This is a genomic window from Bosea vaviloviae (assembly GCF_001741865.1).
Taxonomy (GTDB): domain Bacteria; phylum Pseudomonadota; class Alphaproteobacteria; order Rhizobiales; family Beijerinckiaceae; genus Allobosea; species Allobosea vaviloviae.
Genome location: NZ_CP017147.1, coordinates 572,080 through 593,547 on the forward strand (window position 1 = coordinate 572,080; position 21,468 = coordinate 593,547).

Here is a 21,468-nt window from a genome sequence, read left to right on the forward strand (position 1 = left end):
GTTCAATGGTCTTCAGGAAGAGGGCGCGGCGGCCGGCGCTCAGAACGTCCGGATGCAGGACGATATCTTGCGTCGGCCCGTTGAACTCAAGGCGCCCGGCGCACGCCCTGGTCGTCCTCGAAGACCGGCCTGAAGAAGGAGCGCTCATAGCTGAGGATGAAGCGGTCCTTCTCGTTCATCGCAAATGCGGCCTGGCATTCGGGATCGTCGAAGGAGCGCTTGCGATAGTCCTCATAAGCCGCGAGCGAGGGGAAGCTGAACATCGCCAGCGCCACATTGGAGACGCCCTCCGACGGCATGAAATAGCCGTGATGCTTGCCGCCGAATTTCTCGACGAGCCGGATCCAGAGCTTGCCATAAGCCTCGAAGGCCGGCAGCTGATAGGGGTCGACGATATAACGCAGATAGCAGGTGATCATGCTCAGCTCGCCTTCGCGCTCTTGAGGAAGTCGCCCATCCGCACCAGCGCCCGCTCGATATTCTCCAGCGAGTTCGCATAGGACAGCCGGATATAGCCCTCGCCATTGACGCCGAAATCGGGGCCGCCGATGGTGGCGACGCCTGCCTCTTCCAGCAGGGCGGAGGCCAGCTTCTTCGCCTTCCAACCGGTCTGAGACACATTGGGGAAGGCGTAGAACGCTCCCTTCGGCACGGCGCAGGAGACGTTGGGCAAGGCGTTCAGCCCCTTGACCACGGCCTTCCGGCGCCGGTCGAACTCGGCCAGCATCATGTGGACAGCGTCCTGCGGGCCGGTCAGGGCCGCGAGCCCGGCCCATTGCGCCGGGGCGTTGACGCAGGAATGCGAGTTCACCGCGAGCTTGCGGGCGTTCTCATAGAGCGGCTTGGGCCAGACCGAGAAGCCCATGCGCCAGCCGGTCATGGCATAGGTCTTCGACCAGCCATTGAGCAGGATCAATCGATCGCGAATTTCCGGATAGCTCAGCAGGCAGACATGCTTCTCGCCGTCATAGAGCATCTGGTCGTAGATCTCGTCCGACATCACAGCGACATCGGGGAAATCAGCCAGCCCGGCGACCAGCTTGTCGACTTCCGCTTTCGGCGTGACGCCGCCGGTCGGGTTCGCCGGCGAGTTGATGATCAGGAGCCGCGTTCTGGCTGTGATCAGCGAGAGCGTCTCCTCCGCCGAGAAGGCAAAACCGTTCTCCTCGCGGATCGGCACCGGAATCGGCGTCGCTCTGGTGTATTCGATCATCGAGCGATAGATCGGGAAGCCGGGATCGGGATAGAGGATCTCGGCGCCGGGCTCGCCGAACATCAGGATCGCCATGAACATGGTGACCTTGCCGCCCGGCACGATCATCACGCTCTCCGGCGAGACCTCGACCTGGAAGCGGTTGTGCAGATCGGCTGCGACCGCCTCGCGCAAGGGCAGGATGCCATTGGCCGGCGTATAGCCGTGATGCCCGTCGCGCAAAGCCTTCACCGCCGCCTCGACGATATGGTCCGGCGTCGGGAAATCGGGCTGGCCGATGCCGAGATTGATGATGTCCTTGCCCTGGCGCTGCAATTCGGTCGCACGCGCCAGCACGGCGAAGGCGTTCTCCTCGCCGATGCGGGCGAAGGACGGGACGACATGGAGCGTCATGACGGCGTTTCCTTAGAGCGGATAGAGGTCGATGCGGCCCGCTCTCATCGGGGCCTTGGCGCTGTCTTGGCCGCAAAGCCGCATGCGATGCAAGTGTCGCATGCGAGCGGCGCGATTGCGCCAGCCGCTGGCCTGCCCCCGTATCCCCGGCACTTGTCTCCCCGGACCACCGGGCCTTTCCTGCCCGTTCACGAGATCGAGCGCTCGGCATTGGCGGGCAATCCTGCATGCTGTATGCAGCAATCTCTAATAGTATGACTATCTGCGTCCAGGCCTCTTGCCGCGCCGCGGATCATCGGCAAAGTTGCGTGTCTCAAATCGTTTTAAAGAGACCGGCAAGCGGCCATCAGCGCCGCGCCGCGCGAGAGGAAAAGACGAGGATGGCCAAAGCACCTGCCGGCAAGAAGCCGGTTCGCAAGATCAAGCCCGAACAGCTGCGCTCGAAGGCCTGGTTCGACAATCCCGCCAATGCCGACATGACGGCGCTCTATATCGAGCGCACCATGAATTTCGGCTTGTCGCGCGACGAATTGCAGTCCGGCCGCCCGATTATCGGCATCGCCCAGACCGGCTCCGACATCGCACCCTGCAACCGCCACCATATCGAGCTCGCCCATCGCGTTCGCGACGGCATCCGCGAGCGCGGCGGCGTGCCCTTCGAGTTTCCGATCCACCCGATCCAGGAAACCTGCAAGCGCCCGACCGCCAGCCTCGACCGCAATCTGCAATATCTCTCGCTCGTCGAGATTCTCTACGGCTACCCGCTCGACGGCGTCGTCTTGACGACCGGCTGCGACAAGACCACGCCGGCCCAGCTGATGGCGGCGGCGACCGTCGACATCCCGGCGATCGCCCTGCCCGGCGGCCCGATGCTGAACGGCAATTTCCGCGGCGAGCGCACGGGCTCCGGCACGATCGTCTGGAAGGCGCGCCAGATGATGGCGGCCGGCGAGATCGACTATAAGGGCTTCGTCGATCTGGTTGCATCCTCGGCGCCCTCGGCCGGCCATTGCAACACCATGGGCACGGCGACGACGATGAACTCGATCGCCGAAGCGCTCGGCATGACGCTGCCCGGCGCGGCCGCGATCCCGGCGCCTTACCGCGACCGCTATGAGATGGCCTATCTCACCGGCCTTCGCATCGTCGACATGGTCTGGGAGAACCTGATCCCGTCGAAGATCATGACGCGCGAGGCGTTCGAGAATGCGATCGTCGTGAATTCCGCCATCGGCGGCTCGACCAATGCGCCGATCTCGGTCAACGCCATCGCCAAGCATATCGGCGTTCCCCTCGACAACGAGGATTGGACGGCGGTCGGCTATGATATCCCGCTGCTGGTGAACCTGCAGCCCGCCGGCGAATATCTCGGCGAGGATTACTACCGCGCCGGCGGCGTGCCTGCCGTGGTCTCCGAGCTCGTCGCCAAGGGCAAGATCAAGCCCGCCATCACCGCCAATGGCAAGACGCTGGCCGAGAATTGCGAGGGCTTCTTCGCCGAGGACCGCCGCGTCATCAAGGCCTATGACGAGCCGATGAAGGCCCAGTCCGGCTTCCTCAATCTGCGCGGCAATCTGTTCGATTCCGCCATCATGAAGACCAGCGTGATCACGCCGGAATTCCGCAAGCGCTATCTCGAGAACCCGAAGGACCCGATGGCCTTCGAGGGCAAGGCGATCGTCTTCGACGGGCCGGAGGATTACCACCACCGCATCGACGACCCGGCGCTCGCGATCGACGAGCACTCGATCCTGTTCATCCGTGGCGTCGGGCCGATCGGCTATCCCGGCGCGGCCGAGGTCGTGAACATGCGGCCGCCGGACTACCTGATCAAGAAGGGCGTCACCGCGCTCGCCTGCGTCGGCGACGGCCGGCAATCGGGCACCTCCGGCTCGCCCTCGATCCTGAACGCCTCGCCGGAAGCGGCGACCGGCGGCGGGCTCGCACTTCTCAAGACCGGCGACAAGGTCCGCATCGACCTCAATAAGCGCAGCGCCGACATCCTGATCTCCGACAAGGAGCTCGAGGAGCGCCGCGCCGCGCTGAAAGCCGCCGGCGGCTACAAATATCCCAAGAGCCAGACCCCCTGGCAGGAGATCCAGCGCAAGATCGTCGGCGAGCTTTCCGAGGGCATGGTGCTGAAGCCGGCGGTCAAGTACCAGAAGATCCACAAGAAGTTCGGCGTGCCGCGGGATAATCACTGACGCACGAGCACGTACCGAACGCTATCCTCGTTATTGCGAGCACCCGGGTCTTGCCTTCGGCAAGCCCGAGTACAGGCTCCGCGAAGCAATCCAGGAATCACGTACTCCCCTGGATTGCTTCGTCGGCTCCGCCTCCTCGCAATGACGGCGACAGGCGCAGGAGCGCGGAACCATGCAGCTCACGCTGCGCCAGATCGAGGTGTTCCGGGCGCTGATGCGCTGCCGCACCGTGGTCGGCGCAGCCCGAGAGCTGCGCATCGCCCAGCCGACCGTGACCAAGACGATCCGGCGTATCGAGGACGTTTGCGCGCTCGCCCTCTTCGACCGGCATGGCGGCCGGCTTGTGCCGACGGCGGAGGCGCACCGGCTGCTCGGCGAGGTCGATCTCGCCTTCGAGCAGATGGAGGGTGCGCTCGCCCGCGCACTGCGCATCACCCGCGCCGATGGCGGCTCTCTGCGCCTGGGAGCCTCGCCCAGCGTCGGGCGGCTCCTGGTCCCGCTGGCCACGGCCGATCTGCTGAAGGAGCATCCGGGCCTGAGCCTGCATGTCGATATCCTCTTCGTCAGCCAGGTGATGGACTATCTGCTCTCGGGCCAGGGCGAATGCGCCGTCACCCTGTTCCCGATCCTGCATGCCGGTATCCGCAGCGTGCCTGTCGCCAAGGCTCCGGTCATGGCGGTCGCCCCGATGGACTGGCTGCCGGCCGGCGATGGCCCGCTGGCGCCGTCCTGCCTGATTGACCGGCCGATCATCGTGTTCGAGCCGCACTCCGTGCACGGTCTCGCGGTCGACGCCGTATTGCGAACCGGCGGTGTCACGCCGACGCGCACCCATGTCGCGCGTTTCGCCGAAACCGCGATCGGCCTGGCGGAAGCCGGGATCGGCGTCGCGATCGTCGATGCGTTCAGCGCACTCGCAGCCGACCGGAGCCGGGTCGCGGTCAGGCGGCTCGACCATCCCCCGCCCTACGACATCTATCTGCATCGGCCGATCGAGCGTGCGCGCAGTCGGCTGATGCAGCATTTCGAGATGGCCTTGCGGCAACAGGCAGCAGAACTCAGCGCCCAACCATAGCCTCAGGCTATGGCGCACTCCAGATTTCGCCCTTGTGGCAACTCGCCATCGCTGGCTTTCTCGCCACCAGCAAAAAACAAAACTGATCCGGGGAGGATGATCATGACCGAATGCGACGACACCCATGGCTGCGACACGATCTCACGCCGCGCCGCCCTGACCGGCGCCTTGGCGATCCTGGCGAGCGCGACAGCGCGGCCCGCTTTGGCGCAGACCTATCCCACGCGCGTGATGCAATTGATCGTGCCCTTCGCGGCTGGCGGCGGCGTCGATGTCGTGGTGCGTGTCGTGGCGGAAGCCGCCGGCGACATCCTCAAGCAGCGCCTCGTCATCGAGAACCGCGGCGGCGCCGGCACGGTGCTGGGCTCGCAGGCCGTCGCCAAGGCCGAGCCCGACGGCTACACGCTGCTCGCCGCGCCCACCACCATGGTGATCAACCCGGCGCTGCGCAGCAGCCTGCCCTTCGACTGGAAGACCGATCTCGTCCCCGTGGCGATGATCGCAAAGCTGCCCTTCGTGGTGACCTCGGGCCTGAAACTGCCGGCCAAGACGATGAAGGAGCTCGAGGCGCTGGGCAAGACGCGCGGCACGCCGATCACCTTCGGCTCGGGCGGCGCCAACACCGTGGCGCATCTCGCCGGCGAGGTCTTCGGGCTCGTCTCCGGCGCTCCGGTCCTGCATGTCGCCTATCGCGGCGAGGCCCCGGCCCTGACCGATTCGATGAGCGGCAATATCGACGTGATGTTCTCGACGCTGGCTGGCGCCTCCGCTCATGTGAAGGCCGGCACCTTGCGGGCGCTCGGCGTCACCACGGCCAAGCGGACGAGCCTGCTGCCCGATGTCCCGACCGTCGCCGAGCAGGGCTATGCCGGCTACGACCTCTCCGCCTGGGTCGCGCTGGTCGCGCCGAAGAACACGCCGCCCGCCGTGGTCGCGACCCTCAATGCGGCGGTGAACGGCGCCCTTGCCAAGCCGGAGATCGCCGCCCGGCTGATCGAGATCGGCGCCGAACCTGCGCCCGACACCACCGCGGCGCTTGCAAGCTTCATGGCCAAGGATGCGCAGACCTGGGCCGGCGTGATCAAGGCGGCCGGCATCAAGGGCGAATAGAGCGTTTTCGAGGGCAACGATCCAATCGGATCGGAAATTGCCCTAGGCCGCGCCTTCGACAGGGACAGAGGTATGCTAGCGCTTCGAAAACTCGCGCCTGAGCCGGGGATCGCCCTGTGCGAGGTTCCGGAACCAGCCGCGCCCGGGCCCGACGACGTCGTCGTCGCGGTCACGGCCGCCGGCATCTGCGGCACCGACCTCCACATCGCCGACTGGACCGCCGGCTATGCCGCGATGGCGCAGGCGATGCCGGTGACGATGGGCCATGAATTCGCCGGCAGGGTGGCCCGTCTGGGCGAGGGCGTCTCGGACTTGCGCCGCGGCGACCGGGTCGTCATCCGGCCCTCCGTCGTCTGCGGCCAATGCGAACGCTGCTGCACCGGACAGGCGGAGGATTGCGTCACGCGGCGTGGCATCGGCATCATGCGCGACGGCGGTTTCGCCGCGCTCGCCTGCGTGCCTGCCGAAAACTGCGTGCCGGTGCCCGACGCGCTGACCGACGCGCTCGCCGCCTTGACCGAGCCGATGACGGTCTCGGCCGAGGCTGTCGATACCGCCGGAGTGAGGCAAGGCGACAGCGTGCTCATCATCGGCCCCGGCACGATCGGCCAAGGCATCGCGCTCTTCACTGAGGCGGCCGGCGCCGACCGCATCGTCATCGCCGGACATGACGACGCCGCGCGCCTGGCGACCCTGCGCGACATGGGCTTCGCCGATACGCTCGACACGGTCGGCACCTCGCTGCGCAAAGGCCTGGAACGGGCCGGATTGCCGTTGTCCTATGACCGGATCATCGAGGCCGCCGGCGTGCCGGCGCTTGTCGGCGAGGCGCTCGATCTGCTCGCCTTGCGCGGCGTGCTGACGATCTGCGGTATCCATGCCAAGCCGGCCGCTGTCGATCTGACGATCCTGGTCAGGCGCCATCAGCAGATCCGCGGCTCCTATCGCGCGCCCCTGGCGACGTGGCCGCGTGTGCTCGGCTACCTCGCCGCCCATGGTGCGCGCGTCTCCCACATGATCACGGAGGAGGTCGCGCTGGCGGAGGCGCCGGCTGCCTTCGCGCGCGCCAAAAGCCGATCCGCTTCCAAGATCATGCTGCGGCCATGACCGCGAACGGACCTGGCATGGACTGGCGCGGAGCCGGCTTCCTCGTCATCGCCAACTCGGTCGAGCCGGCTGCGCTTGCCGATTACGAGGCCTGGCACAGCTTCGAGCATGTGCCGGAGCGCTTGACCATGCCCGGCTTCCTTGGCGGCCGGCGTTTCGTGCGAGGACGCGGGCAGGAACGCCGCTTCCTGACGCTTTACGATCTTGACAGCCCCGACGCGCTGGAAACCCCCGAATATCGCCATCTGCTGGCCAACCCGACGCCGGCCTCGCGCCTTATGCGCCCGCTGATGGGCGATTTCCGGCGCTTCGTCTATCGCGAGCGCGCCCGTTTCGGCGCCGGCTGCGGCAGCCATCTCGGCTTTCTGCGGTGGGAGGCGCGGGAGGAAGGCGTAGAGGACGATATCGCGGCTCTCGCGGCGCTGATCGGGCAAAGCGGCATCGTCGCGCTGCGCATCGGAGGCTCGCAGGAGACCGCGCCTCATCCCGCCTTCGCGCCCGACACCGCCCTGTCGGTCAGGCATGCCGCCGCGATGCTGAGCGGAACCGATGGCGCCAGGCTGACGGCCACGCTCAAATCGATCGCGAACCGCCTGAGCGGGCCGGTGCTCGAACGCAGCGTCCATGAGCTGATCCTCGCCTATTGAGGCTCATGCCTGAGGCGCATTTGGGGCGAGCGCTTGCGCATGAAAGGAAGGGCTGACAAGAGCGCTCTTGCCGGACAGTATGGCGGCCCGAAGAACCAGCCGATTTGAAACGATTTAAAATGGCCTACGCCCCTCAGGTCGACGCCTTTCGCAAGCTGCACGAAGCCGGTTGCTTCGTGATGCCGAACCCATGGGATCTCGGCTCGGCGCGCTGGCTGCATGGCCAGGACTTCAAGGCGCTGGCGACGACGAGCGCGGGCTTCGCCTTCACGCAAGGCCGCGCCGACCAGGACGTGCCGCGCGACATGATGCTCGCCCACATCGCCGAGATGGTGAAGGCGGTGCCGGATCTGCCGGTCAATGCCGATTTCGAGAACGGCTATGCCGATACGCCCGACGGCGTCGCGGCCAACACCAAGCTCTGCATCGCGACCGGGGTCGCCGGCCTCTCGATCGAGGATGCGACCGGCCAGCCGGATGAACCGCTCTACCCGTTCGAGCTGGCGGTCGAGCGCATCAGGGCAGCACGGCGTGCCGTCGACGAGACCGGCTCCGGCGTGATGCTGACGGCGCGGGCCGAATGCTTCCTCACCGGCCACCCCGACGCGCTGAACGAAGCGGCGCGGCGCATCGCGGCCTATGCCGAGGCCGGCGCCGACGTGCTCTATGCGCCTGGCCCGAAGACGAAGGAACAGATCGCGACGATCGTCGCGGCTGCCGGTGGCAAGCCGGTCAACCAATTGATCTATGGCGATTTCGGCCTCACCGTACCGGAGATCGCCGCGCTCGGCATCCGCCGCATCTCGATCGGCGGAGCTCTGGCGCGCGCAGCCTGGGCCGCCTTCATCGAGGCGACGCGCCTGATTCGGGACGAGGGCAGCTTCAAGGGATTTGCCGGCAATGGTCCGTCCGCGCCGCTGAACCCCTTCTTCACCGCTGATCTGAAGGCGCGCGACCTGAAGGCGCACTCGTGAGCGGCACGCTGTTGATCGCGCCGGCCTGGCTCGGCCTGAGCGGCCTTTGGACCCTCGACGCCAAGGGCAAGCGCAAGCCGGTCGATGCCGAGGATATTGGCCTGTCCGAGCAGCTCGCAGACAGGCTGGAGGCCTGGATGGATGCCTTCGACGCCATCTATGAAGAGGACAACGAAGCCCGCTCGCGCTTTCCCGACGCCGTCGAGCAATTGGCCTGGGAGGCCGAGGGCATAGCCCTCACTGAGGCGATCCGCGCGGAACTCGGCGCGAGCTGGACGGTGACGACGGATTTGAACGGCTGGCGGGAGACGACCCAACCATGACGACGCTGCTCGACTGGAAGGCCCCACCCTTCCCGCCCGCCAAGGTGCTCGAAGGCCAGTATTGCCGGCTCGAGCCGCTCGACGTCGCGCGCCATCTCGACGAGATCTGGACCGCCACGGCTGGCCACGACCATATCTGGGACTGGCTGCCGGCGGCACCGCCCAAGGACAAGGAGGCCTATCGCGCCTTGCTGACCTCGATGGTCGAGAAGGCCGGCATCGTTCCTCTCGCCGTGATCGACAAGGTCGACGGCAAGGCCAAGGGCCATCTCTGGATCATGGAGATCCGCCCCGAGCAGGGTGTGTTCGAGGTCGGTTGGATCACCTATGCGCCGAGCCTGCAGCGGACGCGGCCGGCGACCGAAGCGATCTATCTTGTCGGCGAGTACGGCTTCTCGCTCGGCTATCGCCGCTATGAGTGGAAGTGCAACAATCTGAACGAACCCTCCAAGCGCGCCGCCTTGCGCTTCGGCTTCCAATATGAGGGGCTGTTCCGCCAGCACATGGTGGTCAAGGGCAGGAATCGCGACACCGCCTGGTTCTCGATCCTCGACAGCGAATGGCCGGTTCGCGCGCAGGGCTTCCGGCGCTGGCTCGCGCCGGAGAATTTCGACGCGAATGGCGCGCAGAAGTTCTCCCTTACCGCATTCAACCAGCCGACGGCGCTCGCCGGCACGGTCCCGCTGCGCCGAGCCACCACGAACGACATTCCGGCAATCCTGGCGCTGAAGAACGCGGCCTACACGCCCAATGAAAGCATTATCGGCGTGCCTTCGCTGCCGCGTATCGCCGATTACGCCCAGGTCGTCGCCGAGCACGAAGTCTGGCTGGCTGATGGCGCAAGCGGGCTCGAAGCCGCGCTCGTGCTCGAGATCGAGGACGGCAAGTTCACGCTCTGGAGCATCGCGGTCGCGCCCGAAGCTGCCGGGCGCAAGCTCGGCCGCGCGCTGATGGACTTTGCCGATGAGCGCGCCCTGGCACTGCAATTCGACGCGGTCCATCTCTACACCCACGCCAAGCTGACACAGCGCATCAGCTGGTATGAGCGGCTCGGCTACGTCATCACCCATCATCAGGAGTTGGCCGACCGGCGGCTCACTCACATGCGCAAGCAACTGCAAAAAGCCGGCTGAACAGGGACGAAATACCATGGCAGGACGTTTGAAGGGCAAGGTTGCGGTCGTCACCGCGGCCGGACAGGGCATCGGCCGCGCAATCGCCGAAGCCTTCGTCGCCGAGGGTGCGACGGTCTATGCGACCGACAAGGATGTCGCCTTGCTGGAGGGCATTCCGAAGGCCAAGAAGCGCAAGCTTGACGTGCTCTCGACCAAGGCGGTCGAGGCCTTCGCCGAGAAGATCGGCACCATCGACATTCTGGTGAATGCCGCCGGCTTCGTGCATCACGGCACGATCCTGGAATGCGACGACAAGGCCTGGGAGTTCTCCTTCGACCTCAACGTCAAATCGATGCACCGCACCATCAAGGCCTTCGTTCCCGGCATGCTCGCCGCCGGCAAGGGCTCGATCGTCAACATCGCCTCGGGCGCCGGCTCGGTGCGCGGCATCCCGAACCGCTATGTCTATGGTGCGACCAAGGCAGCCGTGATCGGCCTGACCAAGGCGGTGGCGGCCGACTACATCAAGAAGGGCATTCGCTCGAACGCGATCTGCCCGGGCACGATCCAGTCGCCCTCGCTCGATCACCGCATCAAGGACCTGGCTGCGCTGACCAAGACCAGCGAGGCCGCCGCCCGCCAGGCCTTCATCGACCGCCAGCCCATGGGCCGGCTCGGCACGGCCGAGGAGATCGCCTGGCTTGCAGTCTATCTCGGCTCCGACGAGGCAAGCTACACCACGGGCCAGATCCATCTCGCCGATGGCGGCTTCGCGCTCTGACGCGCCGCACGAACAGAAGGACAAGACGATGCATATTCTCGTTCTCGGCGGCGCCGGCATGGTCGGCCGCAAATTCATCGAACGCCTGGCCCATACCGGCGAACTCGGCGGCAAGCCGATCGACAAGGTCACGGCGCAGGACGTCGTCGCCGCGACTGCGCCTGCGGCCTGCCCCTTCATCTTCGACGCCGTGGTCTCCGACCTCGCCAATGAAGGCGAGGCCGAAGGGTTGATCGCCTCGCGTCCGGAGCTGATCGTGCATCTCGCCGCCGTCGTCTCCGGCGAGGCCGAGGCCGATTTCGACAAGGGCTACCGCATCAATCTCGACGGCACGCGCCATCTCTTCGAGGCGATCCGCAAGGCCGGCGGCGGCTACAAGCCGCGCCTGGTCTTCACCTCCTCGGTCGCCGTGTTCGGCGCGCCGTTCCACGACAAGATCGAAGACGAGTTCTTCACCACACCGCTGACCAGCTACGGCACGCAGAAGGCGATCTGCGAGTTGCTGCTCTCCGACTATAGCCGCCGCGGCTTCTTCGACGGCGTCGGCATCCGCTTCCCGACGATCTGCGTCAGGCCGGGCTCGCCCAACAAGGCGGCTTCCGGCTTCTTCTCCAACATCCTCCGCGAACCGCTCAACGGCATCGACGCCGTGCTGCCGGTCTCCGACCAGGTGCGCCATTGGCACGCCTCGCCGCGCTCGGCCGTCGGCTTCCTGGTTCACGCCGCGACGATGGATACGGCCGCGATCGGCCCGCGCCGCAACCTGACCATGCCCGGCTATTCCTGCACCGTCGCCGAGCAGATCGAGGCGCTGCGCAAGGTCGCTGGCGACAATGTCGTGGCGCGCATCAAGCGCGTGCCCGATCCCGTCATCGACGGCATCGTCGCAGGCTGGCCGCGCGATTTCGATCCGCAGCGGGCGACGGCGCTCGGCTTCACCGCTGAATCGAACTTCGAGGAGATCATCCGCATCCATATCGAGGACGAGCTGGGCGGAAACTTCGTCAAGTAGCACCTCTGCGTCATTGCGAGCACCCGGGTCTTGCCTTCGGCAAGCCCGCGTACAGGCTCCGCGAAACAAGCCAGTGGCGTAGAGCGCTACGTCTCCCTGGATTGCTTCGTCGCTACGCTCCTCGCAATGACGGTGTGGCGGTGCCATACCGCCTTCCTTCGTTGCGGGTTGGAGGCAATGCGCGAGCCGAGCGTCTACATCCGACGCAATGGCACGCTTTATGTAGGCGTCACGAGTCAGCTCGGCGAGCGCGCCTGGCAGCATCGGACCGGAATCGTGCTGGGCTTCACTAGGCGCTACGGCTGCAAGCTGCTCGTTTGGTATGAACGCTACGAGCGGATGGACGAAGCAATCGCTCGGGAAAAGCAGATCAAGGCTGGCCCGCGCGCCAGGAAACTGACTCTGATAGAGGCGATAAACCCCACCTGGCGAGACCTGTACGACGAGCTTGCCTGAGCCTTCCCGTCATTGCGAGGAGCGTAGCGACGAAGCAATCCAGAGGGTATCGCTCTACGGTACCGGATTGCTTCGCTTCGTTCGCAATGACGATAGCCCACCATGGGGGCCGGGCCGCAAGGCGCGGCCCGGAAATGGCGGGATCATGCGGGGCAGGGCTCGCCGGATGCCGCCTCGACCTCGGGAGCGAAGTCGGGCGCATGCGCCCAACCGCTCGAACCCCAGCTCTTCAGCGCCGACCAGGTCGAGCGATCGAGCCGGAACTGCTCGCAGGGGAAGAGCCCGCCGCGCGCCGGCAGCGACTTGAGGAAAGAGCCCTCCTGCCGGAAGCCGGACTTCTCCAGCACGCGACGCGAGGCCGGGTTGATGACGCGCGTGTCGGCGTCGATCGCCGGCACGTCGACAAGCGTGAACAGCGTGTCGATCAGCGCCTGCACGGCCTCCGTCGCAAAGCCCTTGCCCCAATGCGGGGTGCCGAGCCAGTAGCCGATGAAGGGGATGCCCGTCGCCTGCTTATGCGCGCCGATCATGCCGATCAGCTCGTTGGGCTTGGCGCGCGGCGTGATCGCCAGCACGAGATGCTCGCCCAGCGCATTGCCCTTGCGCATCGCGAAGATGAAGGGCTCGACCGCTTCGACCGGGTAGGGATGCGGGATAGCGGCCGTCATCTCGGCCACGGCTTTCTCCCCCGCGAGACGCAGGATGGCGGAAGCATCGGCCATGCGGGTCCAGCGCAGCCAGAGACGGCGGGTCTCGAGCCGGAAGACATCGTCGCGGGTCAATTCGGGGAACATCGGTCTCTCCGTCGGCGCAAACGAAAAAAGGAGCTGGGATTTTGTCCCACCTCCCCTTTTCCTTGACCTTCGGGAAACCCGCTTAGGGTTTAGACCCTTGATCCGATCCGGTTCGGTGGAACCGGCGGATCAAGGAAATTCCCTATCCGCCGTTTACTCTGCGGCCTGTTGGGCCGGGACTACGTTCACGAAAGCTCGGCCGAGCTTCGTAATGAATCGGACGCGGCCGGACGTGAGCGCGAACAAGGTATGATCCTTGCCCATGCCGACATTCGCGCCGGGATGCCATTTGGTTCCGCGCTGGCGGATGATGATGTTGCCGGGAACGACCGCCTGGTCGCCGAAGCGCTTGACGCCGAGGCGCCTGCCTTCGGAGTCGCGACCGTTGCGGGACGAACCGCCTGCCTTTTTGTGAGCCATAACGCCCTACCTCAAAAACTCTGTAGCCTGCTTAACCCGAATCGGCGGCAAAAGCCACCGGGTTCGGAGATGAAACTGCGGGGATGCCTGACAGGAGCTGTCAGTAATCCTCGCCGGACGCCAGTTCGGCCTGGTCAGCCTTGGCCCGCGGGGGCTTGCCGGCCAGGAGTTCCTTGGCCTGCTCGACCCATTCCTCGCGGGTGGCGCGGCCGCGGAGCTTCAGCTCCTCGTCCCACTTGGCGACATCGGCCTCGCTCCAGGCGGCGATCTCGTTCCACGAGACGATGCCGGCGGCGCGCAGCTTCTTCTCGATGGTCGGGCCGACGCCCGAGATCAGCGAGAGGTTCGACGCGTCGAGGGCCTCGGCCTTGGCAGCGCTCTTGGCAGCCTTCGGCTCGGCCTTGCCCTTGGTCGCGGGCGAAGCAGCCTTCAAAGCCACGGCGGAAGCATCGCCCTTCTTCATCTCCGGCTTCTTGCCGCCAGTGAGGATGTCGGTGATGCGCACGATCGTCAGCTCGGCGCGGAAGCCGCGCTTGCGCTTCGAGTTCTGGCGGCGGCGCTTCTTGAAGGCGATGACCTTCTCGCCGCGCGCCTGCTTGACGATCTCGCCGGCGACGGTGATGTCGCCGAGGAAGGGCGCGCCGACGGTCGACTTCTCGCCATCGGTCAGCATCAGCACCTCGCCGAAGGCGACGGTGTCACCAGGCTCTCCAACGAGCTTGGCGATGGTGATTTCATCGTTCGCGGCGACGCGAAACTGCTTGCCGCCGGTTTTGATGACTGCGAACATCATTGTTCTCCATGTTCAGCCCTGCCCTGTCATGGCCTCCGAGGAGGCGCACGCGGGACAGCTTTTTGGCAGTCGGTTGCGTGGTTTGGTTTGCTCTGTCGGGTGCGGCACGCGAAACGCGAAACCAGAACGCCAAAAGAGATCGGGCGCGGGTTTCCCCACGCCGGACGAGGCTCGATAGTCCTTGGGCCAGGCGAGGTCAAGCAAAAGCACGCCGAGCTTGCCGATTTATGACGTTGCCAAGGTATGACGTAGCCAAGGCTTGTCTCCGCCCGATGTGGCGTGTAGTAACCAGCCCGCTTCGACGAAGTGCGACCGCGGACAGGTGGCAGAGTGGTCGAATGCACCGCACTCGAAATGCGGCATACCCGCAAGGGTATCGGGGGTTCAAATCCCTCCCTGTCCGCCACTTCCATCCCGCAAGTATTTGGGATTAAACGGGACTAGCCGGGATTGCGTGGGTATACCCCACCATTTACCCCACCGGCCGGCAATGCACTCACTCGCATTCGATCAAATTGGGCCTTCGGTGTAGGGTGGGCGCTTCTGTTGGCGAGCCCGAGTAAGCCGCGCCTCTTTGACCAGCTTGTCCAAGTCGCTCGCCTTTGCCGGGAAGCTACCCTGCGGGACCGGCAGCCGGTTTTCAGCGCGGCGCAGATCATTCACGAAGGCCACGAAGGCTTCCGTGGTTTCGACTGCGAACTCTCGCTTCAGATCATCCGGCCAAGGCGCGGCGCGCAAACCTGCGTAGGACGGCGCGTCGAATCGCGATGCGGTCTCCGGCGTTTTTGTCCGATGTCCGCTCCGTCTGGAGCGTGGGTTTGACGGCCCGACGCAAATAGGGCAGCAGAGCCGGCCCGGGTTTCGCCGCCTCCTCGGCCTTTGGAGCTGGAGGCGGGTCGATCTGCGACACATCCGCTTTGGGCGTGGCTGGGAACAGGCTGACGACCTTGGAATTCTGCCGAGCAGTTCGAGCCTCACGTTTCCCCGCCCTCGTTGCGCGGCGTCAGAGGATGCCGCTCGCCTTTATGGCACAGGCTACGACGCCGGTTCTGGCAGTGTCAGCCAAGTTTCTGGCTAATCGTGCAAGGTCAGCCGCGACCATGCGTTCGCGGCGCGCGCTCCAAGAACGCGATGAGGTCCGCCCGCATGATAACGGTCGCACCGCCGATTTTCCTGACCGGCAGTCGGCCGTCCGCGATCAGCTCGAACAGCTTCGACTTTCCCATGCCCAGGAGACGCGCTGCGTCCTTGACGCGGTAGGCAAGAGGCTCACTCATCGGAAGACGCCTCGCTAGCCTTCGCCTGTCTGCGCGCCCACTCGCGGTCGAGCATGCTTCGGAATGCGGCGGAGGTGTCGCCAAGTGATGATTGCTCGCCAGAACCTTGGTCAGTTTCTCACCCACGGCGGGCGGTCAGGCGGCTAAAACCCGATCGCGCGATGAGGCGGGTTCCGGCGCGGCCAGGCTGTTGCTCGCCGCGAAGAACTGCGCGACGGCAGGCGCGACAATGTTAGCGTCCGCATCGAGCCTCCAAAGCCCCATAACGATATAGGCCAGCCTCTGACGTTGGCCGGGAATGCGCGAGGGATCAAAGGCGCCGCCGCGTGCTTCGATGAGCCGCCAGGCGCGCTCGAACGATGCCTTCAATAATGCGATCTGCTCGGGTTCGGCAATGATCGATCTAAACAGCATGGCGCTTCCCCTTGTTTTGGGCACCCAAGCACGCCACCACCTAAGGCAACCTTTATTCGTTGATCGGCATTTGTGACGCATGAAGCGTCGAATTCTGGCTCTGGATCGCCGTTGCCGGCGTGGTTCTGATCATGCTGGCAATCGCGAATTTGGCGCCGTTCTTCGGGTGTTCGGGCCAAGGCGCCCGACCCTGATCAGCGCCAAGATCAGCACGACCTGAACATCGAAAAGGCCGAGTCCAATCGGAGCCCGGCCAGTTTTGCTTCGGGAACTAGGCTTTTTCGCCGCAATGGCGGTTACCGAGCGGGCTGAAGACTCGGTCAGTGCCTCCATTATAATCCAAGGCACGAGGGCCGAAACCTCACATGCGCAACGGAAAAAGCCTGGCGCCTTTGCAGCGCCGGGCCTTTCTCGTCGCACGTCCTTGGTGGGGGCTCCTTAAGGGGAGGGGGAATCGAGTGCGACGGCTCAGGCCGCAGGCAGAAGGGCGCGGCAGGCGGCAGCGAGTGAGGCGAGGCCGGTTTCGTCCTGCCCGACGTAAAGGCGCTCTGGCACGGCCATGAACTGGGCCAGAGCGCGGATGCCGGCGAGGGTCGTGGGGACTGTCTCGACCACACGACCGAGCGCGTGCATCGCTGCATCGCTGGCGGTCTACACGCTCGAAGATGGATCGCCTGTTCGCTTCGACGACGACTGCTTTTTCGAGATTGTCGCGACCGGGAAAATGCTGACACGGCGCGATTGATCCAGGAGGCACCCATGAAGACGTTCTGGCGCTTTTGGTCGTTTTGCATGGTGATCGCGGTGCTCACGATCCTGACGGCACTGGCCCTCACCGCGTAGTCTGGGCGCAATCCTGGAGATTCGAATAATTCCCTGGCGCGACCCCGCCAACCGTCCTCTTGTCCGCTCGGAATTCATCCGCCAGATGGTTTCGACGTGGTCGGAGACGTGGCGACACGAGACCGAAGTCGCCTGCCTACTGCCGCTCGCAAAGCGGAACACCTTCCTTGATGGCGTGCCAAGCGGAACCGGCGATGAGCGCGGGGTCAAGGGCGTGCGCGGCGAGAGTGCCGTGGCGGAGCTGCGCGCGGCGGTCGAGCGAAACGCTCGACCGCGCGAGCCGCGAGCGCCTGTTCTGGATTGGTCCGCCAGAGCCCCAAGATGATGAATCCGAGCCGCTGTCGGGCATGCCTTTGCGCCGACGCGCCGATGGTCGCAACACAATTGACACCCGACCATGCGGCATCGAACGCGGCGCCCAATTTCGCAAGTTCATGCGGATCTGCGACAATTGATCGAAATGCCATGGCACCCTTTCAGGCGCGCAGAATCTCCGGGGAGGACCGGCCTTCGTGACCGTTTTGCGCGCCGGGCGATTGCGAATTCGCCGCTACCGTCCAACCAAGGCCACCGGTACATCCGCGGATGCGCCCTGGTCGGCGATAGCAGCGCGAGTCAATCGTCGGATTTGTGATCCGTGCCTCGCAGCGTCGATTAAAACGCACTCACGTAACGCGGAAATCCCCAGAAGGTTCCAAAAAGAAGCCCCCCGTTCTACTGCCGGCGGCGAAGTTTGATGGGGAAGCTCTTCCTCGGCGGTGCAACGCATTCCGGAACCCGAGCAACGGAGAAGCGTTCGTTCGCAGAGGAGGAGTGCACATGCCCGCCAAATCCAAGAATGATGCGACATCCGGTCAACCCCGCCGCGCAAGCGATAGCCGGCCCCGCCCAGGTTCCGGTACCCCTTTGTCTGATCGCAGTGGAACGAGCGACGCCAAGATCGGAGCTGCCTCGAAAGGCGATCCGAAGCCGTCGAGCTCGCCCAGCGCTCTCGATCCAGGGCGCAAGGTCAAAGGCGAGCCCTGACTGGCGCTACCGGAGCCGCGGGATTGGAGCCTCCGCCCGACTTTGGTGGTGAGAGCGAGAGTGCGTTTCAATGACGCCGCGAAGCTCTGCCGCTTTCCGCGAGCCGAGCGAGCTTCGCGGTCTACCGCACGGAGCCGCGGATGTACCGGCCGCCTTGGTAGGGCGGTAGAGGGGGCAAGGGAAGTCAGTAGAGGCTGCCGCCAGCGCGCGGCGACGGTCGTCAGTGCCGGTCAACCTTCGGGGTGGCGGATATCGTCTTGCGCCTCACGCCAACCTGACGTGAGGCCGGACTTTGGGCTGGTTACGCGCCAGAGGATCGCGACGAACAGGGTCACCAGAAACGGCACCGCGGCGAGAATCACAAAGCTCATCCACGTCGCCATGTCAGTCCTCGCAGCGCGACAGAAATTTTCCGGTCGCGATGACCTCGAATTCGCAGTCATCGACGAAGCGCACTGGCGAACCGTCATCGAGGCGATAGGTGCTGACGCCGATCTCGTCGTTGAGGACGATGACGGTATAGCGGTTGCCGTCTTCGTCCTGGCAGCGCTCGCGATAGACCTCGCGCGGAATCCGCCCGCCCGGGCGCTTCTGGTGCTCTGTCCAAAGCATCGCCAAACCTCCGCAACTCACTGTTTGGCCCAACTATCGCGATCGAGCACTTGTTCCACCGGGAACGAATCCTCGCAGCGGAGGTTTGCGACTCGGTTGCGTGGAGGGCCGGTTGAGTGTGTGCGCGCAGAGTTCTCCGCTCCGGCCCTGCGGCCGAGACGCTCAAGAGCCCGCCGAACAGACGGCGGGACAGCCGTCAGCGCGAGCTGCTGCTCGACCCGATGCCAGACCGGGTCGAGCCTTGCCTGGCACTGCTGGCGGACAAAGCGCCGGAGGGGTCCGACTGGGCCTATGAGATCAAATGGGACGGTTACCGCCTTGCGGTGCACATCGGGCCGGGTCGCAAGGTCCGCATCATCACCCGAGGCGGTCATGATTGGACGAGTCGGTTCCCGACCATCGCGGCCGACGCTCTCGATCTCGGCGCCGAGACGGCGATCCTCGACGGCGAGGCTGTCGTACTAGACGCGACCGGCGCTTCCGACTTCGGTGCGTTGCAACAGGCGCTTGGCGGCCGCGGTGGAAAGCAGTCGGCGGCCGGCGCTCTCCTCTATGCATTCGATTTGCTCTATCTCGACGGCCGTGATTTACGGAGCTTGTCGCTCATCGAGCGTCGCGATCTGCTGACCCGCCTCCTGGCCGGCACGCACAGCGCGATCCGCCTGAGCGAGGAGTTCAATACCGAGGGCGCTCCATTCCTGCAGCTGGCCTGTCAAATTGGGCTGGAAGGGATCATCGCCAAGCGGCGTCACGCTCCCTATCGCTCAGGCCGCGGCGGCGACTGGCTCAAGATCAAATGCATCCAGTCAGACACGTTCCTGATCCTCGGTTACGAGCCTTCAGCCGTGGCGCTCGGCGGCATCGGGCGCCTGCTGCTGGCAGCGCGGAAGGGTGACAGCCTTGCCTATGTCGGCAGCGTCGGCACCGGCTTCACTGTCAAGACGGCGACGGAGCTACGGAAGCAGCTGACGGCATTGAAGATCAACAAGCCCGCGATCCCGATCAAAGCCAAAGGTACGGTGTGGGTGACGCCCGCATTACCGGCGGAAATCGCATTTCGGGGCTGGACGAATGACGGCAACCTCCGGCACGCGTCATACAAGGGACTGCGCGAAGGCGCCGACACGGCGGACGTTTTTGAACTCGACATGGCCTAGCGCCAGGCCGTCGCGTCATCGTGGGACTTGTCCCATTCCATGATGGCGTCGACAAGGGCCTCAAGCTCGCGCTCTTCGGCGCTGTCTTCGACATGTCCCGATAGGTCGGCAACCCGGATAGTCGCGCGCTCGTAATCCTCGACATTCTCGATCTTGATCGCTGCGAGCGGCGTCTCGGTCGGAATGCCTTCCGGCTCGATATCTGTCCTCATCATGACAACTCTGCTCGAAATTTGCCGCCGCTAACGCAGTTGGCTTTCTTTGCTACCTCGTCGATTGTAAGCCGACGATAGAGCGGGACGGTCGTGGCCAGACTGGCAATCCACGCAAAGCCGGGCGCCGGGCATCGCTGCGCGCCGGGCCTCCGGGATTTCGTGACCGCACTGCTGGCAGTGGATATCGCCCGGCCCTGTCGGCAGGCGCGAGCGTGCGAGCTTCACAGCGTCGGAGACCGAATCGTCAATTTGATCTTGGACGGCTCCGTCGGGAGCCCAGCCGCTGGCCATGACAATACCTCTCTGGTCAGCCAACCGATCCGAAGCGCATGTGTTCCGCGCCGGCCGGTGACATTCGCCGCTAAGAGGGTGATCACGCCAATGCCAGGCGCTTAGCGGTGCCATCGATTGCTTTTGCGCATCATGACGTCGGCAACCATCAACGCAAAAAAGGCCAAGCGTAAGCTCGGCCTCTTCGTGCAACCTCTGATCATCAGCGCCAGTACATCCGTGGTCGCCGACGATGACAGGGTTAAATCATGCAGCCTGAAGCTGCTCGGCGGCCATCTTGCCAGACCTGCTGTCGCGGGCAACCTCGAAGCCGAGCTTCTGGCCTTCCTGCAGATCGCGCATACCAGCGCGCTCGACTGCCGAAATGTGTACGAACACATCCTGGCTGCCGTCGTCCGGCTGAATGAAGCCGAAGCCCTTGGTGGAATTGAACCATTTAACGATGCCGGTGGTCATGAAGAACCCTCCTTGCTGGCAAACTCTGTCGCCCGCCAGCGACTGCCAACGGGTTCAGAACGATTTCGAAAGGGGGAGTTCGTCAGAAGCGCGCCGGAGCGCGAAAACTAGAAACGGCCGTCCAAGCAATATCGATAAATTTTCTCTATGTGGTTATAGAAAAGCTGTCAATCGAAACCGCTCAAAGAAAGTCGATCGGTGACTGGCTCAAGGAAACCAAAAATCCAATATCGATCGATATTTAACGCGATTTACGGTGGTGACGGTATCTAAAACGCGTGATTTGAACGTTCCGCGATAATTATTATTCAGCCTGGGGCACGCTGCTGTAACAGGCCCTGGGCGATCAGGGCCCTGGCCGCCTGGGCGCGGGTGGTAAAGACCAGCCTTTTTCCGATAAGCCTCGATCAGGTTGAGTGTTGTGGGGCCCACAAGCACCTGAACCTGGATCATATCCGTCGATTTATCAGATTCGCTGCGCCGCTTCATGTTCTCGATCCCTCGTTGTCCCTCCAAAACAACAAACATCTTCGTTCCGATTTAGCACCCTACGAAATGATTGAGGGTCACGCCCTCCATGCCTTCCCAGCCGCCGTCAGCCGTTACGTGACGCGGCCGTCCTGGTGGATGGTCCGGGCGACCAGCCTTGCGTCGAGGAGTTCCTGGCCGAGTTCGGGCCGGCAAGGCGCTCGCGGACCTCGACTCACTCGTCATGGACACGCCTCTCCCAATATTCCAGTTGGCTGCCCACGGAACAGGC

Annotated in this window: 27 protein-coding genes and 1 tRNA gene; 14 read left to right on the plus strand and 14 right to left on the minus strand. The window is 64.6% G+C overall.

Annotated features, from left to right (window positions below):
* Positions 1-86: 86 nt before the first annotated feature.
* Entirely contained in the window at positions 87-419 is a 333-nt protein-coding gene (locus BHK69_RS02720) for an NIPSNAP family protein (RefSeq protein WP_069688765.1), read from the minus strand.
* Between the two features lie 2 nt (positions 420-421).
* A complete protein-coding gene (locus BHK69_RS02725) occupies positions 422-1,606 on the minus strand; it encodes a pyridoxal phosphate-dependent aminotransferase (protein ID WP_069688766.1) in 1,185 nt (394 codons plus the stop codon).
* A 380-nt stretch (positions 1,607-1,986) separates the two neighbouring features.
* Between BHK69_RS02725 and BHK69_RS02730 the strand changes: the two genes are divergently transcribed.
* From BHK69_RS02730 to BHK69_RS02780, 11 genes are all read left to right on the plus strand, one after another.
* The gene (locus BHK69_RS02730) at positions 1,987-3,810 is read left to right on the plus strand and encodes an IlvD/Edd family dehydratase (protein ID WP_069688767.1); all 1,824 of its coding nucleotides are present in this window, start codon (positions 1,987-1,989) and stop codon (positions 3,808-3,810) included.
* Between the two features lie 172 nt (positions 3,811-3,982).
* Positions 3,983-4,885, plus strand: a complete 903-nt coding sequence (locus BHK69_RS02735) for a LysR family transcriptional regulator (protein WP_069688768.1) — start codon at positions 3,983-3,985, stop codon at positions 4,883-4,885.
* 102 nt (positions 4,886-4,987) lie between these two features.
* Positions 4,988-5,995, plus strand: coding sequence for a Bug family tripartite tricarboxylate transporter substrate binding protein (locus BHK69_RS02740; RefSeq protein WP_069693321.1), 1,008 nt, complete (start codon positions 4,988-4,990; stop codon positions 5,993-5,995).
* A 72-nt stretch (positions 5,996-6,067) separates the two neighbouring features.
* Positions 6,068-7,102 carry a zinc-dependent alcohol dehydrogenase gene (locus BHK69_RS02745; RefSeq protein ID WP_083269087.1) on the plus strand — a complete coding sequence of 345 codons (1,035 nt, stop codon included), beginning with the start codon at positions 6,068-6,070 and terminating at the stop codon, positions 7,100-7,102.
* Positions 7,099-7,749, plus strand: coding sequence for a hypothetical protein (locus BHK69_RS02750; RefSeq protein WP_158516147.1), 651 nt, complete (start codon positions 7,099-7,101; stop codon positions 7,747-7,749). The genes BHK69_RS02745 and BHK69_RS02750 overlap by 4 nt, the downstream gene beginning before the upstream one ends.
* Before the next feature lie 119 nt (positions 7,750-7,868).
* On the plus strand, positions 7,869-8,723 hold the full coding sequence (locus tag BHK69_RS02755; protein ID WP_069688771.1) for an isocitrate lyase/PEP mutase family protein: 855 nt from the start codon (positions 7,869-7,871) through the stop codon (positions 8,721-8,723).
* Positions 8,720-9,046 (plus strand): immunity protein CdiI family protein, encoded by a 327-nt coding sequence (locus tag BHK69_RS02760; RefSeq protein ID WP_069688772.1) that lies wholly within the window; start codon positions 8,720-8,722, stop codon positions 9,044-9,046. The genes BHK69_RS02755 and BHK69_RS02760 overlap by 4 nt, the downstream gene beginning before the upstream one ends.
* On the plus strand, positions 9,043-10,179 hold the full coding sequence (locus BHK69_RS02765; protein ID WP_069688773.1) for a GNAT family N-acetyltransferase: 1,137 nt from the start codon (positions 9,043-9,045) through the stop codon (positions 10,177-10,179). The genes BHK69_RS02760 and BHK69_RS02765 overlap by 4 nt, the downstream gene beginning before the upstream one ends.
* Before the next feature lie 16 nt (positions 10,180-10,195).
* On the plus strand, positions 10,196-10,942 hold the full coding sequence (locus BHK69_RS02770; protein WP_069688774.1) for an SDR family oxidoreductase: 747 nt from the start codon (positions 10,196-10,198) through the stop codon (positions 10,940-10,942).
* A 28-nt stretch (positions 10,943-10,970) separates the two neighbouring features.
* Entirely contained in the window at positions 10,971-11,954 is a 984-nt protein-coding gene (gene denD / locus BHK69_RS02775) for a D-erythronate dehydrogenase (RefSeq protein WP_069693322.1), read from the plus strand.
* Positions 11,955-12,131: 177 nt separating this feature from the next.
* A complete protein-coding gene (locus BHK69_RS02780) occupies positions 12,132-12,410 on the plus strand; it encodes a GIY-YIG nuclease family protein (RefSeq protein WP_069693323.1) in 279 nt (92 codons plus the stop codon).
* Positions 12,411-12,553: 143 nt separating this feature from the next.
* On the opposite strand, the gene BHK69_RS02785 is transcribed toward BHK69_RS02780, so the two are convergent.
* The 3 genes from BHK69_RS02785 to BHK69_RS02795 all read right to left on the minus strand — a co-directional run bounded on the left by BHK69_RS02785 (position 12,554) and on the right by BHK69_RS02795 (position 14,414).
* Positions 12,554-13,204: a GNAT family N-acetyltransferase gene (locus tag BHK69_RS02785; protein ID WP_069688775.1), complete on the minus strand. Its 651-nt coding sequence runs from the start codon at positions 13,202-13,204 to the stop codon at positions 12,554-12,556.
* A 153-nt stretch (positions 13,205-13,357) separates the two neighbouring features.
* Positions 13,358-13,624: a 50S ribosomal protein L27 gene (rpmA, locus tag BHK69_RS02790; RefSeq protein WP_069688776.1), complete on the minus strand. Its 267-nt coding sequence runs from the start codon at positions 13,622-13,624 to the stop codon at positions 13,358-13,360.
* A 100-nt stretch (positions 13,625-13,724) separates the two neighbouring features.
* Complete coding sequence (locus tag BHK69_RS02795) at positions 13,725-14,414, minus strand: 50S ribosomal protein L21 (protein WP_069688777.1); 690 nt, start codon at positions 14,412-14,414, stop codon at positions 13,725-13,727.
* A gap of 319 nt (positions 14,415-14,733) precedes the next feature.
* Here BHK69_RS02795 and BHK69_RS02800 point away from each other — a divergent pair.
* Positions 14,734-14,823: transfer RNA gene (locus tag BHK69_RS02800), tRNA-Ser, on the plus strand.
* 682 nt (positions 14,824-15,505) lie between these two features.
* Here the strand turns inward: BHK69_RS02800 and BHK69_RS02805 are convergent.
* The 3 genes from BHK69_RS02805 to BHK69_RS32530 all read right to left on the minus strand — a co-directional run bounded on the left by BHK69_RS02805 (position 15,506) and on the right by BHK69_RS32530 (position 16,741).
* Positions 15,506-15,694, minus strand: a complete 189-nt coding sequence (locus BHK69_RS02805; protein ID WP_069688778.1) for a helix-turn-helix domain-containing protein — start codon at positions 15,692-15,694, stop codon at positions 15,506-15,508.
* Positions 15,695-15,829: 135 nt separating this feature from the next.
* A complete protein-coding gene (locus tag BHK69_RS02810; RefSeq protein WP_069688779.1) occupies positions 15,830-16,108 on the minus strand; it encodes a hypothetical protein in 279 nt (92 codons plus the stop codon).
* 468 nt (positions 16,109-16,576) lie between these two features.
* Positions 16,577-16,741 carry a hypothetical protein gene (locus BHK69_RS32530; RefSeq protein WP_158516148.1) on the minus strand — a complete coding sequence of 55 codons (165 nt, stop codon included), beginning with the start codon at positions 16,739-16,741 and terminating at the stop codon, positions 16,577-16,579.
* A gap of 295 nt (positions 16,742-17,036) precedes the next feature.
* Here BHK69_RS32530 and BHK69_RS33540 point away from each other — a divergent pair, with 295 nt between their 5' ends.
* Positions 17,037-17,276, plus strand: coding sequence for a DUF7696 family protein (locus BHK69_RS33540; RefSeq protein WP_425285545.1), 240 nt, complete (start codon positions 17,037-17,039; stop codon positions 17,274-17,276).
* Between the two features lie 931 nt (positions 17,277-18,207).
* Here the strand turns inward: BHK69_RS33540 and BHK69_RS32535 are convergent.
* Together BHK69_RS32535 and BHK69_RS02815 are read right to left on the minus strand one after the other, a co-directional pair.
* Positions 18,208-18,360, minus strand: a complete 153-nt coding sequence (locus BHK69_RS32535; RefSeq protein WP_158516149.1) for a hypothetical protein — start codon at positions 18,358-18,360, stop codon at positions 18,208-18,210.
* A gap of 1 nt (position 18,361) precedes the next feature.
* On the minus strand, positions 18,362-18,589 hold the full coding sequence (locus BHK69_RS02815; RefSeq protein ID WP_069688780.1) for a hypothetical protein: 228 nt from the start codon (positions 18,587-18,589) through the stop codon (positions 18,362-18,364).
* A 116-nt stretch (positions 18,590-18,705) separates the two neighbouring features.
* Between BHK69_RS02815 and ligD the strand changes: the two genes are divergently transcribed.
* Positions 18,706-19,746, plus strand: a complete 1,041-nt coding sequence (ligD, locus tag BHK69_RS02820) for a non-homologous end-joining DNA ligase (protein ID WP_069688781.1) — start codon at positions 18,706-18,708, stop codon at positions 19,744-19,746.
* On the opposite strand, the gene BHK69_RS02825 is transcribed toward ligD, so the two are convergent.
* The 4 genes from BHK69_RS02825 to BHK69_RS31825 form a co-directional block, all read right to left on the minus strand.
* Positions 19,743-19,961 carry a hypothetical protein gene (locus BHK69_RS02825; RefSeq protein WP_069688782.1) on the minus strand — a complete coding sequence of 73 codons (219 nt, stop codon included), beginning with the start codon at positions 19,959-19,961 and terminating at the stop codon, positions 19,743-19,745. The genes ligD and BHK69_RS02825 overlap by 4 nt on opposite strands.
* A 27-nt stretch (positions 19,962-19,988) precedes the next feature.
* On the minus strand, positions 19,989-20,366 hold the full coding sequence (locus tag BHK69_RS31250) for a DksA/TraR family C4-type zinc finger protein (RefSeq protein ID WP_425285583.1): 378 nt from the start codon (positions 20,364-20,366) through the stop codon (positions 19,989-19,991).
* A 132-nt stretch (positions 20,367-20,498) separates the two neighbouring features.
* Positions 20,499-20,708 carry a cold-shock protein gene (locus BHK69_RS02830; RefSeq protein WP_056804777.1) on the minus strand — a complete coding sequence of 70 codons (210 nt, stop codon included), beginning with the start codon at positions 20,706-20,708 and terminating at the stop codon, positions 20,499-20,501.
* 207 nt (positions 20,709-20,915) lie between these two features.
* Positions 20,916-21,197, minus strand: a complete 282-nt coding sequence (locus BHK69_RS31825) for a hypothetical protein (RefSeq protein ID WP_148663301.1) — start codon at positions 21,195-21,197, stop codon at positions 20,916-20,918.
* Between the last annotated feature and the right edge of the window lie 271 nt (positions 21,198-21,468).